The organism is Luteococcus sp. (genome assembly GCF_043424415.1).
In the GTDB taxonomy this organism is placed as follows: domain Bacteria; phylum Actinomycetota; class Actinomycetes; order Propionibacteriales; family Propionibacteriaceae; genus Luteococcus.
This window is the reverse complement of sequence record NZ_JBHWOO010000316.1, coordinates 1-17,829: the sequence shown is the minus strand read 5'-3', so window position 1 is coordinate 17,829 and position 17,829 is coordinate 1. Positions and strand designations below refer to the sequence as shown.

Sequence of the window (17,829 nt, the reverse complement as noted above, 5' to 3'; positions counted from 1 at the left end):
ATTCTACCGCACCGCGGTGGCGGCCCCTGTCGTCCCTCTGGGGCCGGAGCGCACCGAAACAGACGAATCTGGGGATTTGCAGGTGCAAAACACATCGGGACATCGAATCGCGTCTGTTTGCGCGTCAGGCAGGACGCTCGGGGCGCACCCGCCAGCGGTGGTCGCCGCGGCGGACCATCGCCAACAGTGACTGTTCGACGGCCGGCCAGCCATGGACCACCTGCTGGTAGGTCAGGCGCACGACGGTGTAGCCAAGGCTGCGCAGACGCAGATCGCGTTCCCTGTCTGCGGAAAACCGCTCGATCCCCGTGTGGTGGGCCCGGCTGTCCACCTCGATCACCAGGCGCTCACCCACCAGCAGGTCAACGCGGTCACCGGGGGTGATCCAGACCTGTGGGCGCAGCTGGATGCCCCTCCTCCTCAGCCGTAGCCGGACCAGTGTCTCCGTCCCCGACTCGGCGAGGTCGCAGTGGCGCAGCAGCAGGTCGGTGCGCCGACCGCGCGGCAGGATGGCGGCCAGCTCGTCCAGGGTCATCATCCGCCTGTGGAGCAGGGAATCACAGACCTGGACGAGTTCCTCTGGACCCAGGCACCCCCACGCAGCGCGCAGCGCCGTGGCGAGGTCGTCGACCGCCCTCAGTGGCGCGCCACGGGTGCCGCCGGCGCTGTGGCAGTGCTTCAGCCCGGCGGACAGCGGGCTGGTGAAGTTGTGGTCGCGGCGTACGTGGACGAGCGTGCCCGTGACGTCCCAGGCCCCGTGATGGGCCAGGGCTGACGCACAGGTGAGGGCCCCGCCCGCCTTGACGGCCCGCAGCACGCGCGGGTCGGCCTGGGGAGCGCCATACCACCCCCGCCTCACGTGCAGCAGGCTCCCCTCCTTGACTGCCCGCTGGATGTCTCGTCGCTGCCAGCCGGATCGTTGCAGCACTTGCGTCCGCCAGACGCCGTCTCGTGGGTCCATGCCTTAGTTATGTGGATCCTGGGCCGAAAACAGTCAGCTGTCCCCAGGTGCTGGGTTGGGCTGCAGCCTGTGGACAGCGGAAACAGACGGATCTGGGCGTTGGCAGGTTCAAAACGGATTGGGGTGCAGAAATACGTCTGTTGTGGCGCAGGGGAGTCCGAAGGGAGCTGCCCTGTCGTGTGAGGTGATGACCACCCTTCTTTGGAGGCAGCATGACCACCCCCGGAAGCCCCACCTGGATGGACCTGGGCACCCACGACCTCGAGGGAGCGAAGGCCTTCCACCCAGAGCTCTTCGGCTGGGAGTTCGTGAACCAGGGCGATGACTTCGGCGGCTACACCATGATCAGGAAGGGCCACGGCTTCGTGGCCGGCGCGATGAGCTCGGTCATGACGCCCGACGGCATGGCCGACGAGCCGCAATACCCCACCAGATGGACCATCTACCTGCACGTGGACGACGTCCCGGCTTGTCTGGAGGTCGCCGGTGCCACCGTCATGCTGCCCGCGATGCAGGTGGGTGAGGCGGGCTGGATGGGCCTGGTGAACGACCTTGACGGCGCCGTCGTCGGACTGTGACAGCCGCAGGACTTCGCCGGCTACTACCTCTCGGACAAGCCGGGCACCCCGGTCTGGTTCGAGGTGATGAGCAAGGACTACGACGCGGCTGTCGCCTTCTGTCGCGAGGTCTTCGGCTGGGAGGTCGTCGAGGTGCCCACCGGCGACGAGGGCATCCGCTATGCCACGCATGGCCAGGACGGCTCCGTCGGCGCGGACCTCTGCGAGGCCACCAACTTCCTGCCCGACGAGGTGCCCTCCTACTGGCGGATGGTGCGGCCGCAGGAGCTGGGAGGCCAGCTGCTCGATGGTCCGAAGGACTCCCCCTTCGGACGCCTGGCCATCGTCGCCGACCCGCAGGGTGGCATGCTCCAGGTGATCCAGGGTCGCGCGTGACCCTTGGCGGGTTGCGTGTTGTCGTGCCCCACGCCATCACCATGGCATACGGTTGGATGGGATCTCCCGCGCCTGACCGTACGTGACGACGCCAACGGGTGAAGGGGCGTCACACGGTGATGAAGTGGTGGAGCCGGCCATGGTCTCGCTACCTGGTGGCGGGAGGGACCAGCTTCCTGTTCAACGTGGCCCTGCTGAACCTCTTCCGGGAGGGATTCCACTGGCCCATCGAACTGTCGGCGGCCCTGGCCTTCTGGGGCACCTTCGGGTTCAGCTACACGATGCAGCGCCGGGTGGTCTTCCGTTCCGGGGCCAGGGTGGCTCCATCGATGGTGGGGTACGGGCTGCTGGCCCTGGTCAACTCCGTCGCCGTGACCGCCATCGTGACCGTGCTGAACCGGGCCGGTCTGGGCCTGGCGAGCTGCCAGTTCGTCGCAACAGGTGTGGTCACCTGCTGGAACTTCGTGGCCTACAAATATCTGCTCTTCCGCACGCCTCGCACCCTCCACGCTGGTGCCGCGAGCCAGCACCTGGTTCCTGGGGGCAGCAATGTCCGGTGACTGCCTGGCCGCGGGTGGTCCTGCGGTGGCCCTGTCAATCATCCTTCCTGCCCACAACTGCCAGGGGCACCTGGCCGACTCGGTGAGCTTCCTGCAGCGGGGACTGGCCGCTGGCGAGGCGGAGGTGGTGATCGTCGAGAACGATTCGGTCGACGGGACCTGGCCCCTGGCGCGTTACCTCGAAGGATCGACCCACGGCATCCCGATACGCGCGATCCAGTCGGGGAAGGGGCTGGGTAGAGCATATGTGGCAGGGATCGCAGCCGCCCGTTGCCGTCACGTCCTGCTCACGGCTGACGACCTGCCCTTCGGCCTGAGCGACATCCGAGCCTGGCGGCAGCAGTCCGTTGCCGACCTGGTCCTGGGCTCCAAGGCGCACCCGGACTGGGTGGTGGATCGCACCCTCGTGCGGCAAGCGATGTCGCTCGTCTTCCGTGCCCTGCGCCTGGTCGTGCTCGGGATGCGGGTGCGCGACTGCCAGGGCACCCCGTTCGCCCGTCGTGAGTGGCTGCAGGACCTGGCACCCCACCTGCGGGAGGGTGGCTACCTGAGCAGCACCGAGATCGTGTACGCCGCCCAGCGGCAGGGGCTCACGATCGTCGAAGTCCCCGTCGAGCTGAGGCCGTCCTTCTCGGGCACCCGCATCCACGTCGACGACATCGTCTCGATGGCGGTGGGCTTGGGGCGGCTGCGCGGCGCCGGCAGCAGGCTGGACCGGCCATGTGTTCCTGCGATGCCGACGGACTCCGTCGCATGAACTCCGTGCCCGGGGCGGCCCCAGTGCCCGCTGGACGGTTGGGCGGCAAGATCCCGGCGTTGGCCCACCTCGCGTTGTTCGTCCTGTGGGCGGTGTTGTGGCGTCTGCCGGTGCTGATGGGCGATGATCGTTTCTTCGCGGTGGCTTCCGGCCTGCCCGGCGGCGACCAGAGTCTGCACGGTGCCTGGCGGATGCTGATGGACTGCCTGCAGGTCTACAACGGCCGGTGGGTCGACGGGATCGGCGCCGCCCTCTTTGCCCTGGGTGACACCGGGATCCGCCTGCTGATGGCGGCCCTGCAGGTGGCGTTGACCGCACTGTTGTGGGCCTGGGTCAAGGCCTCCCGGGAGTTGGCCGCCCAACCCGGGGCTCCTGCTGTCGCCTCCCAGGGGTGGGACTGGACCGTCTGGGCGCTGCTGGCGGGCGTTCCCTTCGTGCTGGTGGCCACCAACCTGGGCAATGCCGGGGAGAGCGTCTTCCTGATGGCCGCCACCTGGAACTACGTGCTGCCACTGGACCTGTTGCTGCTGGCCCTGCTGCCCGTCGTGCGCAGCCTGGTCAGCGCGGGGCGCCTGGAGGGGTGGCATCGAGCCGGTCTGGTGCTGCTCCCGCTGGCCGTCTCCTCCCACGAACTGGTGATGGTGCTGGGGATCGTCATGGTGGGGGTCCTCGTCCTGGCCGATTCTGGACGGCGGGCGCACCGTCAGCTCTGGGGGCAGGTGGGGCTGGCCGTGGGTCTGGGGGCACTGGCCAAGCTGTCCACGCCCGGGTTGTGGGCGCGGGCCAGCAACTATGCGGACCAGGGTGCCGACGGGTTGGGTCCCGTGCGCCAGAAACTGGCCAGTGCCGCGCTGTCGGCCTCCTCGGTTGCGCTGCATGATGCCGCCGTGCTGGTGCTGCTGCTGGTCTGCCTGGCCTTGTGCGGGGTCTCGCTGCAGGGGGCGGGCAGGACTCGCCGGCTGGCTGCGCGCCGTCTCCTGGTCGCGGCGCTCGCCTGCCTGCTGTCCTGGTTCGTCCTGTCGGTGGTCGTGGCCTCTGGCCCGGTGATGCTCGAGTTGCACCCGAAGGTTCTGGACGGCCTCGATCCGGCCCTGTGCACAGCCGTCGTGCTGTCCTCGCTGGGCTTCTGGGCGGCGGTGACGGCCCTGGCCCTCGTGCTGGGGGTGCGTCGCTGGGGGGTGCTGGGCTGTGCCGGGGTGGCTGGCGCGGCGGCCTGCTTCGCGCTGGGCCTGCTGGGCGCCAGCCCTTGGTACGCCCTGGTGCACCGCACCTTCTTCCTGTCGCTGTTGCTGGCCGTCGTCGCGGCGGTGGCCGGCCTGGCACAGCAGCAGGGGGCGGCCGTCTCGGCGGCATGGGTGCTCCCGGCGCGTCAGCTGCTCATGGCGGCCGCGGCCCTGCTGGCTGCGCAGGGGCTGTTCATCAGTGGTCTGCAGTTGGCTGCCAATCGTGCCTACTGGCGCACCGTCGAGGCGCAAGTGGTGCAGGCTCGTGCCGGACGGGCCGAGGTCGTGACCATCGCGGAGCACCTGCCCTGCCCCGGGGTCACCTGGTACTTCGACAGCGGCAATCCCACCCGGGCGCGGGCTCAGTGGCGCACCTATTACGGGCTCCCGGCAACGGTGGAGATTGTGCCGGGACCTGCTCCCAGCAACTGCCCGGCGCCGGGCTGACGACCCTCTTCATCTCATCCCCAGTCGCCGAGGGCACCCTCCAGCGCGCCGAGGGCTGCCTCGACCAACGGCCACCGCTCCTCGTCGGGGCAGCCCCGCTGGCTCCAGCTCAGGCAGGCCGCCTGGACATGCCCGAGGTAGCCGTGGATGGCGTAGTGGCTGCGCAGGTCCTGGCGTCCACCGAGGAGTTCCTGCAGCAGGGCGACGTGCTGCTGGGTGGCGGCCTGGCGGACGGCGCGTGCAGCCTCCGGGTCGTCCGCGCTGCCCATCAAGGGTGCGGCCCAGCCGGCCGGGTGGCTGGCAACGTGGTCCAGGTGGACCAGCAGCGAGGTGCGCACCCGGTCGCGGCGCGAGCTGCCCGGCGGCAGGGCGGCCTGGGCCTCGGCCTGGGCGGTGAGCAGCAGGTCGACGGCCTCCTGGGTGAGTTCTGCGAAGAGGCCGGCCTTGCCGTCGAAGTACTTGTGGACCAGGGCCTCCGAGACGCCGGCGTCGCGCCCCACGGCGGCCAGGGAGACCTGGGCATAGGGTCGTGAGGCGAAGGCGATCCGCGCGCTGGCAAGGATCGCCGCTCGACGCGTCGCCGGGTCGAGTCGACGCGCCCCTCTCTCGGGTTCGCTCATGCCACCATCCTAGGCCCGTGGTGAGCTAGACTCACCAACGATGGTGAGTGTGACTCACCAACATCATCGAGGAAAGGTTCGTCATGCACTGGTCCGAGCACGCGATCTTCTGGCAGGTCTACCCCCTGGGCTTCACCGGGGCGCCGGTGCGTCCCTCGGGCGAGCACGAACGTGTCCTGACCCACCGGCTGGGCCACCTGCACAACTGGCTGGAGCACGCCCAGTCGCTGGGCTGCAATGGGCTCATGCTGGGGCCGGTCTTCACCAGCTCCACCCACGGCTATGACACCCTCGACCACTTCACCATCGACCCGCGGCTCGGCGACGAAGGTGATTTCGACGCGCTGGTGGCCGCCTGCCACGAGAGGGGCATCAAGATCCTGCTCGACGGTGTCTTCAACCACGTCGGCGCCGAGCATCCCCTCTACCGGGCGGCGCTCGAGAAGGGCCCCGACAGCGACGAGGCCCGCTTCTTCCGCATCGACTGGACCCAGCAGCCGCCGCGAGCGGCCGTCTTCGAGGGCCACGGTTCCCTGGTGGCGCTCAACCACGACGAGCCGGCCGTCGCCGAGTTGGTGGCCGACGTGATGAGCCACTGGCTCTCGCGTGGCATCGATGGCTGGCGCCTGGATGCCGCCTATGCCATCCGTCCCGAGTTCTGGCGCGGGGTGCTGGAGCGGGTGCGCCCCGACTTCGGCGAGGCCTGGTTCGTCGGCGAGATGATCCACGGAGACTATGCCGACTACGTGAACCGCTCCGGCCTTGACTCGGTGACCCAGTACGAGCTGTGGAAGTCGACCTGGAGTGCCCTGCAGGACGAGAACTTCTTCGAGCTCGACTGGACCCTGCAGCGCCACAACCAGTGGCTGGAGCACTTCGTGCCGCAGACCTTCGTCGGCAACCATGACGTGACCCGGATCGCCACCCTCGTCGGGCAGGACAAGCTGCCGCTGGCCCTGGCGGTGCTGTTCACCGTTGCAGGCGTCCCCAGCATCTATTCCGGTGACGAGGAGGGCTTCACCGCCACCAAGTACGAGCGCGAGGGTGGCGACGACGAGGTCCGCCCCACCTTCCCCTCGGGGCCCGACGGGCTCTCGCCACTGGGGGCCGATGTGCGTCGCCTGCACCAGGACCTGGTGGGGCTGCGCCGTCGCCATCCCTGGCTGGTGCATGGCCGGGTGCAGCAGCTGGAGCTGCGCAACGAGGCCTACCGCTACCGGGTCACCGGGGAGGGTGGCGAGTGGATCGAGGTGGCCCTCGACATCCCGGCCCGTCGCTTCGCGATCACCGGTGCCGACGGGCTGCTGCTGGAACGGTGAACTTCATCTGCGAAGGCTCACCGCAGCCGCCAGGTGAGCCAAAATCTTTCACATGGTGGACCCAGGAGTAGCATCCCTGCGTGCAGACGCAAGAGATGGACCTCACCACCGAGATCCCGCCGAACCGGAATGACGAGGCACACGCCCTCCACCGCGGCCTGACCAGCGGGCAGGTGGCGATGATCGGACTGTCCGGAGCCCTGGGCACGGGCCTCTTTCTCGGCTCGGCCTCCATGATCAAGGTGGCCGGTCCCGGCATCATCCTGTCCTACACGCTCACCGGCCTGCTGATGCTCATCGTGGTCTGGGCGCTGGCCGAGATGACGGTGGTCCATCCCGTCGCCGGGGGCTTCGGGGCCACCGCCCACGCCTACCTCGGCCCGCTCGGCGGCTGGCTGATGCGCTGGAATGTCGCCGCGGTGATGTGCATCGCCGTCGGGGTGGAGGTGGTGGCCACCGGCAGCTACCTGCACTGGTTCTGGCCCCAGCTCGGCATCGGTGCGGGCACGGTGCTCAGCTCGGTGCTGATCGTGCTGATCAACATGGCCACCGTCAAGGCCTACGGCACCAGCGAGTACTGGTTCAGCATCATCAAGGTGGCCACCGTGGTCGCCTTCATCATCCTGGGCCTGGTGCTGCTCTTCGTGGGCCTGCCCGGCCGCACCCCGATCGGCATCGGCAACTTCACCGGCGGCCAGGGTTGGGAGGGCTTCGCGCCCTTCGGCCTCAAGGGCATCCTGGTGGGCGCCGTGATGGCCGTGTTCAGCTTCGGCGGGGCCGAGAACGTCGCCGTCGCCTCGGCCGAGAGCGAGAATCCTGAGCGCGACGTGCCCCGTGCCGCCCGCGCCATGGGCGTGCACCTGGTCGTCTTCTACGTCGGCGCCATCGCCATCGTGATCGGCCTGCAGCCGTGGAAGCAGAGCGGGGCCAGCGACGGCGGCGTGATGACCAGCCCCTTCGTCAAGGTGCTCGAGATGGCCAATGTGCCCGGGGCTGCGCACCTGATGACCTTCGTGTTGATCACCGCCGCCCTGAGCGCCGGCAATGGCTGCCTCTACGCGTCGACCCGGATGCTGCACTCGCTGGCCCTGGACCGGATGGCACCGCGTGCCATCGCCCGCACCTCGGCCCACGGCGCCCCCCGCAATGCCGTGGCGCTGGCCACCGTCGGCATGGCCTTCGCCTCGGTGCTGTCGATCATCGACCCCAAGGGGGCCTTCATGACCCTCTACGGCATCCTCGTCTTCGGCCTGCTCACCACGTGGGTGCTGATCACCATGACCTACATCGCCTTCACGGTGCGACGCCGCCGCCTGGGCCTGCCCGTCGGCTCGGCCCGCCTGATGGGTGGGGCGGCGACGGCCGGCTTCGCCCTGGCCTGCTTCGCCGCCATCTACGCGGCGCTGGGCTTCATCAAGGGACTCAGCATCGCCCTGCCGACCGGGGTGCCCTACATCCTGCTGCTCACCGTCGCCTTCTTCCTGGTGCGGCGCCGGGTGGGCACCTTCCCGCCCAGCGTGCTGGAGGAGGAGCTGGCGGCTCGCGCCCAGCCTCAGTGACCGGTCGCCTGAGCCACACCCATCCCGTTGCGCTGCGGCCCGCATCCCCCCACGGGTGCGGGTCGCTGGGCGTCGAGGCCACTAGAGTTGGGCACGTCGTCCACCCAAGGAGTTGCCATGCGCGTCGTCAGCATCGTCGGTGCCCGTCCCCAGTTCGTGAAGCTCGCACCCGTCGCCAAGGCGCTCGAGGCAGCGGGCATCGAGCACCGGATCGTCCACACCGGCCAGCACTACGACGTGAACATGTCGGACAGCTTCTTCGTCGAGCTGGGCATCCCGGACCCGGACGTGCACCTGGGTGTCGGCTCCGGCAGCCACGGCGCCCAGACCGGCTCGATGCTGGCCCAGATGGACGAGGCCTTCACCACGCTCCAGCCCGACTGGGTGCTGGTCTACGGCGACACCAACTCCACCATCGCCGGCACCCTGGCCGCGGTGAAGATGCACATCCCCACCGCCCACCTCGAGGCGGGCCTGCGCAGCTACAACCGTCGCATGCCCGAGGAGCACAACCGGGTGATGACCGACCATGCCGCCGACATCTGCTTGGCACCCACGCAGGTTGCCGTCGCCCACCTCACCCAGGAGGGCCTGGCCGAGCGCGCCGTGCTGGTCGGCGACGTGATGGTGGACGTCTGCTTCCAGGTGCGTGACGCCGTGAAGGACCGTCCGTTGGCCATCGAGGGCATCAACGACGGTGACCAGTTCATCCTGGCCACCATCCACCGCGCCGACAACACCGACGACCCGGCCCGCCTGAAGACGATCCTGGAGACGCTGGCGGCGCTCCCGGTCAAGACCATCCTGCCGGTCCACCCCCGGTTGCGTGCCAAGGCCGCCGAGTTCGGCCTCGACATTGCAGCCGGCAACCTGGTGGCCGTCGACCCGCTGGCCTATCCCGACATGGTCAATGCCGTCGTGCGCTCGGTGGGCGTGGTCACCGACTCGGGCGGGCTGCAGAAGGAGGCCTACCTGCTGGGCGCCCCCTGCACCACCCTGCGCACCGAGACCGAGTGGGTCGAGACGCTGGTCGACGGATGGAACATCCTCGACCCCGACCTCACCCAGGTCGGCGAGGTGGCTGTGCGTCCCCGCCCCACCGCCGAGCGCTCCATGCCCTACGGTACCGGCCAGGCCGCCGCCCAGGTGGCACGGGCCCTGCAGGCCTGGAGCGTGGACGGGGCAGGCCGGCTCGTCGGACCGGACCCGCGCGAGTTCAATGCCGAGGTCGCCCAGGCGTGAGCGGGCCCGTCGCCGGACGGGTCGTGCACCTGTCGACCGTCCACCACTCGTGGGACAACCGGATCCTGAACAAGGAGTGCCGTGCCCTGGCCGAGGCGGGAATCGACACCCACCTGGTGATCTCTGCCGACGAGGACCGCACCGGCCACGGCCTTTCCGTCCATGCGATCCGTCGCCGTGGACGCCTGGCCCGTCTGGTGGTCTCCCAGTGGGAGGCCTTGCAGTGGCTGCGGCGGCTGCGGCCCGCGGTGCTGCACGTGCACGACCCGGAACTGATCCCGCTGATGGTGCTGTGGGGGCGGCTCGGGCGCTGCCGGATCATCTACGACGCCCATGAGGACCTGGTCAAGCAGATCGAGACCAAGCCCTACCTGCGTGGCCGGCAGCGGGTGCTGGCCCGGGGCGCCGCCAGGGCACTGGTGGGCCTGGCCGACCGACGCTGTGATGCGGTGGTGACCGTCATCGACGAGATCGCCCAGCACTTCTCGACCACCCGCAGGGGCCGGCCCCGACCCGTCGTGGTGGTGCGCAACCTGCCCTGGGTGGCGGACTTCCCGCCGGTATCCGTGCGGTGCAATGACCCGGTGGCGGTCTACACCGGCGACATCTCCGAGGAGCGCGGTTTCTCACGAATGGTCAAGGCCGTCGAGCAGGTTCCCGGGGCCCGGCTGGTGCTGGCCGGTCGCTCGCTGGTGCCCACCAGCCGCACCGGCAGCCACCCGGAGGTCGAGATGCTCGGCCTGGTGCCCCCCGGCGAGCTGCCGGGCATCCTGGCCCGGGCCCGTCTGGGGCTGGTGCTGCTGGACCGGCTGCCCAACTATGCCCATTCACTACCCACCAAGCTGGTGGAGTACATGGCCAGTGGGATCCCCTTCCTGGCCACGGACTTCCCCTACTGGCGCCAGCTCTTCGAGGATGTCGACGCAGGGGTCTTCGTCGACGTCGACGATCCCGCGGCGGTGCGCGAAGCGCTGGAGCGGCTGCTCACCGATCCCGAGGAGTGCTCCCGGCTGGGGGCCAACGGGCGCCGGGCCGTCGAGGAGCACTTCGGCTTCGACCTGGATGCCGCCCGCCTGGTGCGCCTCACCCGCCAGCTTCTCGGCTGAGGGCTGGCAGACCGGCCCAGAGGGGCGCCCAGCGCAGCGAGCAGCTCAGTGTCAGTGCAGGACCTGCACGCCCTCGGACAGCACCACCTCGGTGCCCTGTTCCTCGTCGGCACCCTGGCTGGAGACCTTGTCGAAGAGGATCTTGACGGTCTGCAGGCCGATCTTGAGGTCCAGCATCGGCGAGTAGGTCTTGATGTAGAGCAGGTCGAAGTTCAGCTTGGACTGGAAGTCACTGGCGTACTTGCCGTAGACCTGCGCATAGCCGGTGACACCGGCGCGCACATTGTGGCGCAGCGGGTAGTGCGGGTTGATCTTCGTGAACTGCTCGACGAAGAAGGGCCGCTCGGGGCGGGGCCCGATCAGGCTCATGTCGCCGCGCAGCACATTGATCAGCTGGGGCAGCTCGTCGATGCGCATGCTGCGCAGGTGCTTGCCCAGACCGGTGACGCGGGCGTCATTGCTGGTGGCCAGCATGGGCCCGGACTTCGCCTCCGCATTGGCAGCCATGGAACGGAACTTGAGGATCTCGAACTCGCGGTTGTCCTTGGTGACGCGCACCTGCTTGTAGAAGACCGGCCCCTTCGATGTCGCCTTCACCAGCACGGCGGTGACCAGCATGATCGGGCTCACCAGGACCAGGCCCACCAGGGCGGCCAGGAAGTCACCGCTGCGCTTGAGCAGGTCGTACTCACCCGGGATCTTGAAGGGGCTCACCAGCACGATGGACTCGTCCTCGATGCTCATGATGTTGGGGTTGATCATCAGCAGGCGCTGGAAGTCGGCGGTGAGGAAGATCTCCTTGTTGTGCTCCAGCAGCAGGTCGTAGATCCGCCCGCGGGTGGCCTCGTCGATGCGGTCGCTGACGTGGACCGAGTCCACCTCGTCGAGGTGGGCCAGTACGTGCTCCAAGTGGTTTCCGTCGACCACGTGGGTGAGCTGGTGGCGTGGGCTGCGGTTGCTCAGGAAATTGCGCACGGCGCGCGAGTCGTGGTCGGGCACGGTGAGCACCATGACGCGGTTGTTGCCGCGTACGCGACGGTAGACGCCGTAGACCACGACCCTGACCAAGGAGAGCGCGACGGTGCTGACCAGCAGGTTGATCAGGATCACGCCGCGGGGGAAGGCGAACCAGTTGCCCGCGAAGGTGGCGGCGGCGATGATGCCGGTGACGATGATCTGGTCGATCAGCGTGATGATCACCAGGTCGAGCCGGGTCTTGTTGTACAGGACGTAGATGCCGGAGAAGGCGCTCACCACGACGAAACCGAGCAGGGCCCACACCAGGGTGGAGCTGATTGCCGCCATGTTTCGGGCGGGGAAGACCCCGCCGAAGCGCAGCCAGACCGACAGGAAGAGCGATGCGGTGAAGACCGCCATGTCGGCGACCACCATCAGCAGCTTCTCGGCCTTGGCGAAGTTGTCCTTGCGGGCCACGTACATCCCTTCCGTGCGCCACCTGCCGGGCTCAGGACTCCCGGTCTGGCGGAATTGCGCCAAGTCTAGTGCTGCTCACCACTGTGGGGTCGTGGCGACAGCTCGGCGATGGTGCGCGCGACGCTCTGCGCCGCTCGGCGCTGGTCGAAGTGCTCAGCCGCATGGCTGCGGCAACGTTCTGCCAGGTCGCGGCGGGCGTCCTCATCGAGCTCCAGGACTCCGAGCATGGCGCGACGGGCGCCGTCGACTCCATGGCTCTCGACGAAGCCGAGTCCTTCGGCGCGCAGCGTGGCGGCCAGGTCGCCGTCGGAGACGTAGACGGGGATGGAGCCGCAGGACATCGCGGCCAGGGTCTTGACGGGCCAGGCGTCCTCGTAGCCCGCGATGGGGCGCATGGAGACGAGGGCTCCGAGGCTGCCGCGGTAGAGCTGGGCGACCTCGGTTGGGGGGACAGGCTCCAGGTAGGTGATGCGGCCAGGATTGGCCCGGGCCGCCTCCTCCATCTGCTGGGACTCTGCTCCGGAGCCGACGAAGACCAGGCCGAACTCGTGCCCCTCGGCCCACAGCTGCTCGGCGGCCTCGATGAAGACATGGGCGCCGTGGACCAGCCCCATGGTGCCGGCGTAGACGAAATAGGGCTCGGGCAGCTGGGTGCCGGTGAAGCCCTCACCCTCGGGGGAGTAGATGCGCAGGTCGGTGCCATTGCGCACCAGCTGGACGCACCGGCTGCTGCGGCGGGCACGCTGCTCGAGCGCCGGGGTGCTGGCGACGGTGAGCCTGGCCAGGCGTGAGGCCATCGACTCCAGTCGGGCGAACAGGCGACCGGCCCACCTCCAGGCTGCCGAGTCGCGCGAGGCGGCGACCGAGGCCCAGGAGTCGCAGTAGTAGAAGACGCCGACGGCGCGCCCGATCCGTGCGCCCAACATGGCGGCCGCGGCCACATAGGGCGGCGGGTCGCTGACGACGACGCGGTGACGGCCGGAGGAGGCCTCGGCCAGGGCACGGGCGGCGAGCACCGAGGTGCGCAGGATCCGTGATCCGGGCATCCAGTCGGCGCCAGTGCCCACCACCTGCTCGCCGGTGGGTCCGGTGTGGCGCCCGATGGCGGACGAGGTGAGCACCGTGACCTGGTGGCCCTGCTCCACGAGGGCCTCGGTGAGCAGCTGCAGACGCGTGGCGGCGGCCCCCACGGCGGGGTGGTAGTTGTGCGCCACCAGCAGACAGCTGTCGGGCTGGTGCCGGGGGGAAGATGTGCGCATCTGCGGCCTTTCGTCGCTGACCTCGCTGGCGGTGCCGCGGGGGCCCGCCCAGTCTAGTCGTAGCCTCCCCCTCGACGGTCGGCGCCGGGCGGGGCCTGCGGACTGGGCATCACCGGCGGCCTTGCCCGTAGGGGGTGCACCATTGGGCACACCCCACCGAAAACCATCGAATGAAATGGGGCATTTGTCCAAAAAAACGGCGGCCCATTTGGATTGGTGGAAATGGTGTCAGCCCAAAAGACCGGGTGGAAGCTGAGGGATGCCTGCAGGATCTCCATGGGATTCTTCTTCTGACAAGGAGCTTCGCCACGGGGCGTGTCTCCTTGCAGGCGGCGTGCCTGAATATTGGCTGAAGCCCCTTGGGGCCTGTGCGGAGCTTCGGCATCGTGGCAACGGGGAAGTTCGTGATTGCCGTCGCCAAACACGATCGGAAAAGCTTTGATGCCGCCACAGGGCGGTTAATCTTGAGAACGTGGGGGACGCGAACCAGTCGGGTCTGGATCGGCTCCCAAGTCACAAGACGGGAACACCTTGAGCTCACTTCTCCACGGGTCGGTTGCACCGAGCGTGCTGCCGATCGTCCCCCTCTTGTCGAGAGGGTGTGGACGCAGGGGGGAAGGCTTCGGGGTCAGCCACTTCTTGCAGGTGGACCGGCTCGCTGCTGACTGGCAGATTTCTCCACGAGGAAAGAAGAGTACGGCGCATCGCCTTGGTCTGTGGGCGTATGCGGGGATCGGGCGCGTGCCCGGAAGGGGGGTCGGCGGATGAGTGCTCGTCCGGCCACATCGCGCCCCCGCCCGTCGCGCGCTTCCCGCCTGAACGGCCTGCCCCTGGGGGCCCGGCTCCTCAGCACCCTGGGCATCATCCTGCTGCCGCTGCTGCTGGCCGCCGGCTGCCTGTGGGTCACCTCCGGTTCCCAGGGCCGCCTCACCCAGGCCGAGGCGGCCATCGTCAACCTCGACGAGGGGGCCGTGGTCGACGGCAAGCCCGTGCGGCTCGGCCAGGACTATGCCCTGGAGCTGAAGAACCAGCAGGGCCCCAATTTCACCTGGCGCTACGGCATCTCGGCCAGCGAGGCCCGGAACGGCCTGGCCTCGGGACGCTATGCCGCGGCCGTGGTGATCCCTGACGGCTTCTCCCGGGTGCTCACCGGCACAAGCAAGGGCAGCAGCGCCGAACGGGCCACCCTGGTCGTCGAACGCTCGCCCGTCTCCGGCGTGAGCGACCAGCTGGTCTTCCAGCACCTGTCCAATGCCGCCAGCGGTGCGATCTCCAGTTCGGTGACGCGCACCTACCTCGACCAGATCATGGTGACCACCACCTCGGTCGGCGAGAAGCTCGGCCGCACCGCCACCGTCGCCCAGGAGGCTCGCGCCGCCGCCGACGCCCTTCAGGGACGCGCCGAGGAAGTCTCGGACGACTCCGCGCAGATGGCCGGTCGGGCCGGCCGGGCCGGCAAGGAGGCCTCGACCACCGCCGAGACGGCGCAGGAGGCCGCGCAGGGTGCCCGCGAACTGGGCCAGCAGGGCCAGGCCGCCCGGATCGGCGGACGGTCGGCCGAGGCTGCCCAGAAGGAACAGTCCGCGGCGCTGGAGCAGGCCTCCGGCGCGGCCCGCGACGTGTCGGCCTCCGTCGATGCGGCCCGCGAGGACTCCGACCAGGCCGCCAAGGACGCCACCGCCGCTCGGGAGCGCGGCGCGCAGACCGCCGAACGGGCCGACGAGGTCGCCAAGGCGGCGAAGGCGAACCGTGAGGCCGCGCGTCAGTACACGGGCGCCGTGGGCGAGGCCGTCGAGGAGCAGGCCAGGCTGCAGGAGCAGCTCGGCACCATCCAGAAGTCCCTGGAGAGCTACGTCGCCAATGTGCAGACCGTGACCAACGCGGTCCAGCAGGTTCGCACCACCACTGTCGAGGGCCAGGGCGCCACCGTCGAGGGCGAGGCCTCCGAGGTCGTCGATCGTGAGGTCGCACCCCGCCAGGCCACCACCCGTCAGCTGGTCGACCTGCCGCTGCCGGCCGTGCTGGCGCCCGAGGTGGCCGAGCGGATGCGTGCCCAGGGCGCCGTGACGCAGCCTGCGGCCATTCCTGCCGTGCCGCTGATCCCTGCCGTGCCGGCCCAGCCCGCCGCGGATGCGCCTGGGGTGCCTGCCCAGCCGGCGGTCCCCGCCCAGCCCGCATCCACACAGCCCTCGGCCGAAGCGACCGGGGAGCAAGCCGAGGCGAGCGGTGGGCAGCAGGATTCCCAGCCGGTGCCCAGCGCTGTCTCCTCCCGTCAGGCAGCCGCCTCGCGCGGTGGGGCGCGGGCCATCATCGCCGCCGCCCCCCAGCAGGTCATGCCCGCGGCCGACCCCACCGTCAGCGCCGAGCGCGACCGCATCGCCGCCGAGCTGCGCACCGCGGCCTCCAGCCTGCAGGGCCAGCAGCAGACCCTGGCCGCCCTGCAGGACCAGGCCGCGGGCACCAGCCAGGCCGCGATGCAGGTGCAGTCGAGCTTCGCCAGCCTGGTGGCCGACCTGCCGACCAACCCGATCAGCCTCAACAATGGCCTCGGCAATGCCCCCGCGGCCTGCAACCAGCGCACTCCCGCCGAGATCCGCGCCTGCAAGCAGGGCTACGCCGCCGGCTACAACGCCGCCGTCGACGAGGTGAATGCCGCGCTCGCCGCCCAAGGAGTCTCCGGCCGGATCGACGCCCTGGTCTCCGACGCGAACCAGACCCTCGCCAGTGCCCGGGAACTGCAGCAGACCAACAGCCAGACCGTCGCCACGCTGAGGGCGCTGGCCGCCCGCGTGGCCGCGCTCGAGACCGACGCGCAGACCCAGCCCCAGCCGACCGCGACCGAGACCGTGACGATCCCCGGGCCCACCGTGACCGTCACCGCGGATCCGGCGCCGCAGCCCACCGCCACCGTCACCGTGACGGTGACCGCCACGCCCAGTCCACAGCCCGAGCCCAGTCCGACGCCCGAGCCCAGTCCGACGCCCGAACCCAGTCCGACGCCCGAACCGAGCGACGTGCCCAGCCCGACCACTGGGCCGACCGCCGAGCCGAGCCCGAGCGTCCCGACCGTCCTCGAGCAGGAGACCGTCACCCAGGCCGTCGATGCCCTCGAGGAACAGAGCAGCACCGTCCAGGCCCAGGTGGGCCAGCTCGACGAGCGGCTGCAGACCAGCCGGGCCAAGCTCAGCTCGCTGGCGACCGGCTCCGACGCGGCCACCACCCTGACCACCGGTGCCGAGCAGATGAGCAGCGTCGCCGACGGCCAGGCCGAGGTCGTCGCCGCCCTGCAGGAGAGCCTGGGCAGCCTCAACAAGGGCATGGCCAGCCTCGGGGAGACGATGGGCGGGCTCGACACCCAGGCCGCCACCCTCGACGAGCAGACCACTGCTGTCAGCGACAATGCGAGCCGCCTGGCCGAGCAGACCACCCAGCTCAACGCCACCCTGGAGTCCTTGGTCGACTCCGCCACCAGCACGGCCAGCACCGTCGAGCAGGCCGCCACCCGCACCGAGGCGTTGCAGCAGCAGATCTCCGGCCTGCAGCAGTCCAGCGGCGTCGTCAACACCGGAACCGCCCAGGTGGCCGAGGGCGCCCGGGCCCAGCTCGAGCGCAGCACCGTCGTCGCCCAACGCGTGACCGAGGCGCAGGACGAGGTGCCCACCTATGACGACAGCGAACGACAGAAGCTCTCCGAGGTGGTCAGCCAGCCCATCGACACCACCCAGGCCAACGCGTTCCGCAATGTCGGCTGGGTGAGCATGCTCCTGCTGCTCTCGCTGTGGGCCGGGGCGATGGGCCTGCACAGCACCTTCACGCCGGTCAGCCGCCGGGCCGTCGGTTCCACCGACAGCTGGTGGCGCACCCTGTTCGACGAGATGGCCCCCGCCGCCGCCCTGGCCACCGTGCAGGGGCTGGCGATGGGTGCCGTGGCCGCCGCCACCCTCGACCTGTCCGCCGGACGGAACCTGGCCATCACCGGAGCCCTGGTACTCAGCGCCCTCACCTTCGCCGCCGTGAACCACAGCCTGGTCGCCTTCCTGCGCGGCTTCGGCCGCCTGGTGGCCGCAGCCCTCGCCCTGGTGGCCGGTGCCAGCCTGCTCACCAGCGGCTACCCGGCAGGACTTGCGATCCTGCGGCAGGTCTCGCCGGTGACCCCGGCCGTCGACTGGGTGCGCTCCCTGATGACCGGTGCCGACGTCCCGGGCCCCAGCCTGATGCTGCTGCTCGCCTGGCTGCTGGGCGGGGTGCTGTTCAGCGTGCTGGCCATCCTGCGGGCCCGCCAGCCCGAGGTGGTCCGGGTGCCGACGGTCCACGACCAGGACCCCGCCACCGGTCAGTGATCCATTGCACGACGCAGCAGGCCCGCCCGGAGCAATCCGGGCGGACAGG

General features: G+C 69.7%; 14 protein-coding genes. 10 read left to right on the top strand and 4 right to left on the bottom strand.

Features of this window, described 5'->3' with window-relative positions:
* Positions 1 to 124: 124 nt before the first annotated feature.
* Complete coding sequence (locus tag ACHFFZ_RS17575; protein ID WP_394277871.1) at positions 125 to 961, bottom strand: endonuclease domain-containing protein; 837 nt, start codon at positions 959 to 961, stop codon at positions 125 to 127.
* A gap of 212 nt (positions 962 to 1,173) precedes the next feature.
* Here ACHFFZ_RS17575 and ACHFFZ_RS17570 point away from each other — a divergent pair, with 212 nt between their 5' ends.
* From ACHFFZ_RS17570 to ACHFFZ_RS17550, 5 genes are all read left to right on the top strand, one after another.
* Positions 1,174 to 1,539 (top strand): VOC family protein, encoded by a 366-nt coding sequence (locus tag ACHFFZ_RS17570; protein ID WP_394277870.1) that lies wholly within the window; start codon positions 1,174 to 1,176, stop codon positions 1,537 to 1,539.
* A 66-nt stretch (positions 1,540 to 1,605) separates the two neighbouring features.
* Complete coding sequence (locus ACHFFZ_RS17565) at positions 1,606 to 1,914, top strand: hypothetical protein (RefSeq protein WP_394277869.1); 309 nt, start codon at positions 1,606 to 1,608, stop codon at positions 1,912 to 1,914.
* A 119-nt stretch (positions 1,915 to 2,033) separates the two neighbouring features.
* Positions 2,034 to 2,474, top strand: coding sequence for a GtrA family protein (locus tag ACHFFZ_RS17560; protein WP_394277868.1), 441 nt, complete (start codon positions 2,034 to 2,036; stop codon positions 2,472 to 2,474).
* Positions 2,428 to 3,231: a glycosyltransferase gene (locus ACHFFZ_RS17555; protein WP_394277867.1), complete on the top strand. Its 804-nt coding sequence runs from the start codon at positions 2,428 to 2,430 to the stop codon at positions 3,229 to 3,231. The genes ACHFFZ_RS17560 and ACHFFZ_RS17555 overlap by 47 nt, the downstream gene beginning before the upstream one ends.
* Positions 3,228 to 4,901, top strand: a complete 1,674-nt coding sequence (locus ACHFFZ_RS17550) for a hypothetical protein (RefSeq protein ID WP_394277866.1) — start codon at positions 3,228 to 3,230, stop codon at positions 4,899 to 4,901. The genes ACHFFZ_RS17555 and ACHFFZ_RS17550 overlap by 4 nt, the downstream gene beginning before the upstream one ends.
* A gap of 14 nt (positions 4,902 to 4,915) precedes the next feature.
* Here the strand turns inward: ACHFFZ_RS17550 and ACHFFZ_RS17545 are convergent, their stop codons facing one another.
* A complete protein-coding gene (locus ACHFFZ_RS17545; protein ID WP_394277865.1) occupies positions 4,916 to 5,521 on the bottom strand; it encodes a TetR/AcrR family transcriptional regulator in 606 nt (201 codons plus the stop codon).
* An 83-nt stretch (positions 5,522 to 5,604) separates the two neighbouring features.
* Between ACHFFZ_RS17545 and ACHFFZ_RS17540 the strand changes: the two genes are divergently transcribed.
* From ACHFFZ_RS17540 to ACHFFZ_RS17525, 4 genes are all read left to right on the top strand, one after another.
* Positions 5,605 to 6,840, top strand: coding sequence for an alpha-amylase family protein (locus ACHFFZ_RS17540; RefSeq protein ID WP_394277864.1), 1,236 nt, complete (start codon positions 5,605 to 5,607; stop codon positions 6,838 to 6,840).
* Between the two features lie 80 nt (positions 6,841 to 6,920).
* Positions 6,921 to 8,399: an amino acid permease gene (locus ACHFFZ_RS17535; protein WP_394277863.1), complete on the top strand. Its 1,479-nt coding sequence runs from the start codon at positions 6,921 to 6,923 to the stop codon at positions 8,397 to 8,399.
* 117 nt (positions 8,400 to 8,516) lie between these two features.
* A complete protein-coding gene (gene wecB, locus ACHFFZ_RS17530; protein WP_394277862.1) occupies positions 8,517 to 9,641 on the top strand; it encodes a non-hydrolyzing UDP-N-acetylglucosamine 2-epimerase in 1,125 nt (374 codons plus the stop codon).
* Positions 9,638 to 10,747: a glycosyltransferase family 4 protein gene (locus ACHFFZ_RS17525; protein ID WP_394277861.1), complete on the top strand. Its 1,110-nt coding sequence runs from the start codon at positions 9,638 to 9,640 to the stop codon at positions 10,745 to 10,747. The genes wecB and ACHFFZ_RS17525 overlap by 4 nt, the downstream gene beginning before the upstream one ends.
* Before the next feature lie 51 nt (positions 10,748 to 10,798).
* Here ACHFFZ_RS17525 and ACHFFZ_RS17520 read toward each other — a convergent pair whose 3' ends face one another.
* Positions 10,799 to 12,187, bottom strand: a complete 1,389-nt coding sequence (locus ACHFFZ_RS17520; RefSeq protein ID WP_394277860.1) for a sugar transferase — start codon at positions 12,185 to 12,187, stop codon at positions 10,799 to 10,801.
* Between the two features lie 59 nt (positions 12,188 to 12,246).
* Positions 12,247 to 13,440, bottom strand: a complete 1,194-nt coding sequence (locus ACHFFZ_RS17515; protein WP_394277859.1) for a glycosyltransferase — start codon at positions 13,438 to 13,440, stop codon at positions 12,247 to 12,249.
* A 764-nt stretch (positions 13,441 to 14,204) separates the two neighbouring features.
* Here ACHFFZ_RS17515 and ACHFFZ_RS17510 point away from each other — a divergent pair.
* Positions 14,205 to 17,780, top strand: a complete 3,576-nt coding sequence (locus ACHFFZ_RS17510; protein ID WP_394277858.1) for a hypothetical protein — start codon at positions 14,205 to 14,207, stop codon at positions 17,778 to 17,780.
* Positions 17,781 to 17,829: the final 49 nt, after the last annotated feature.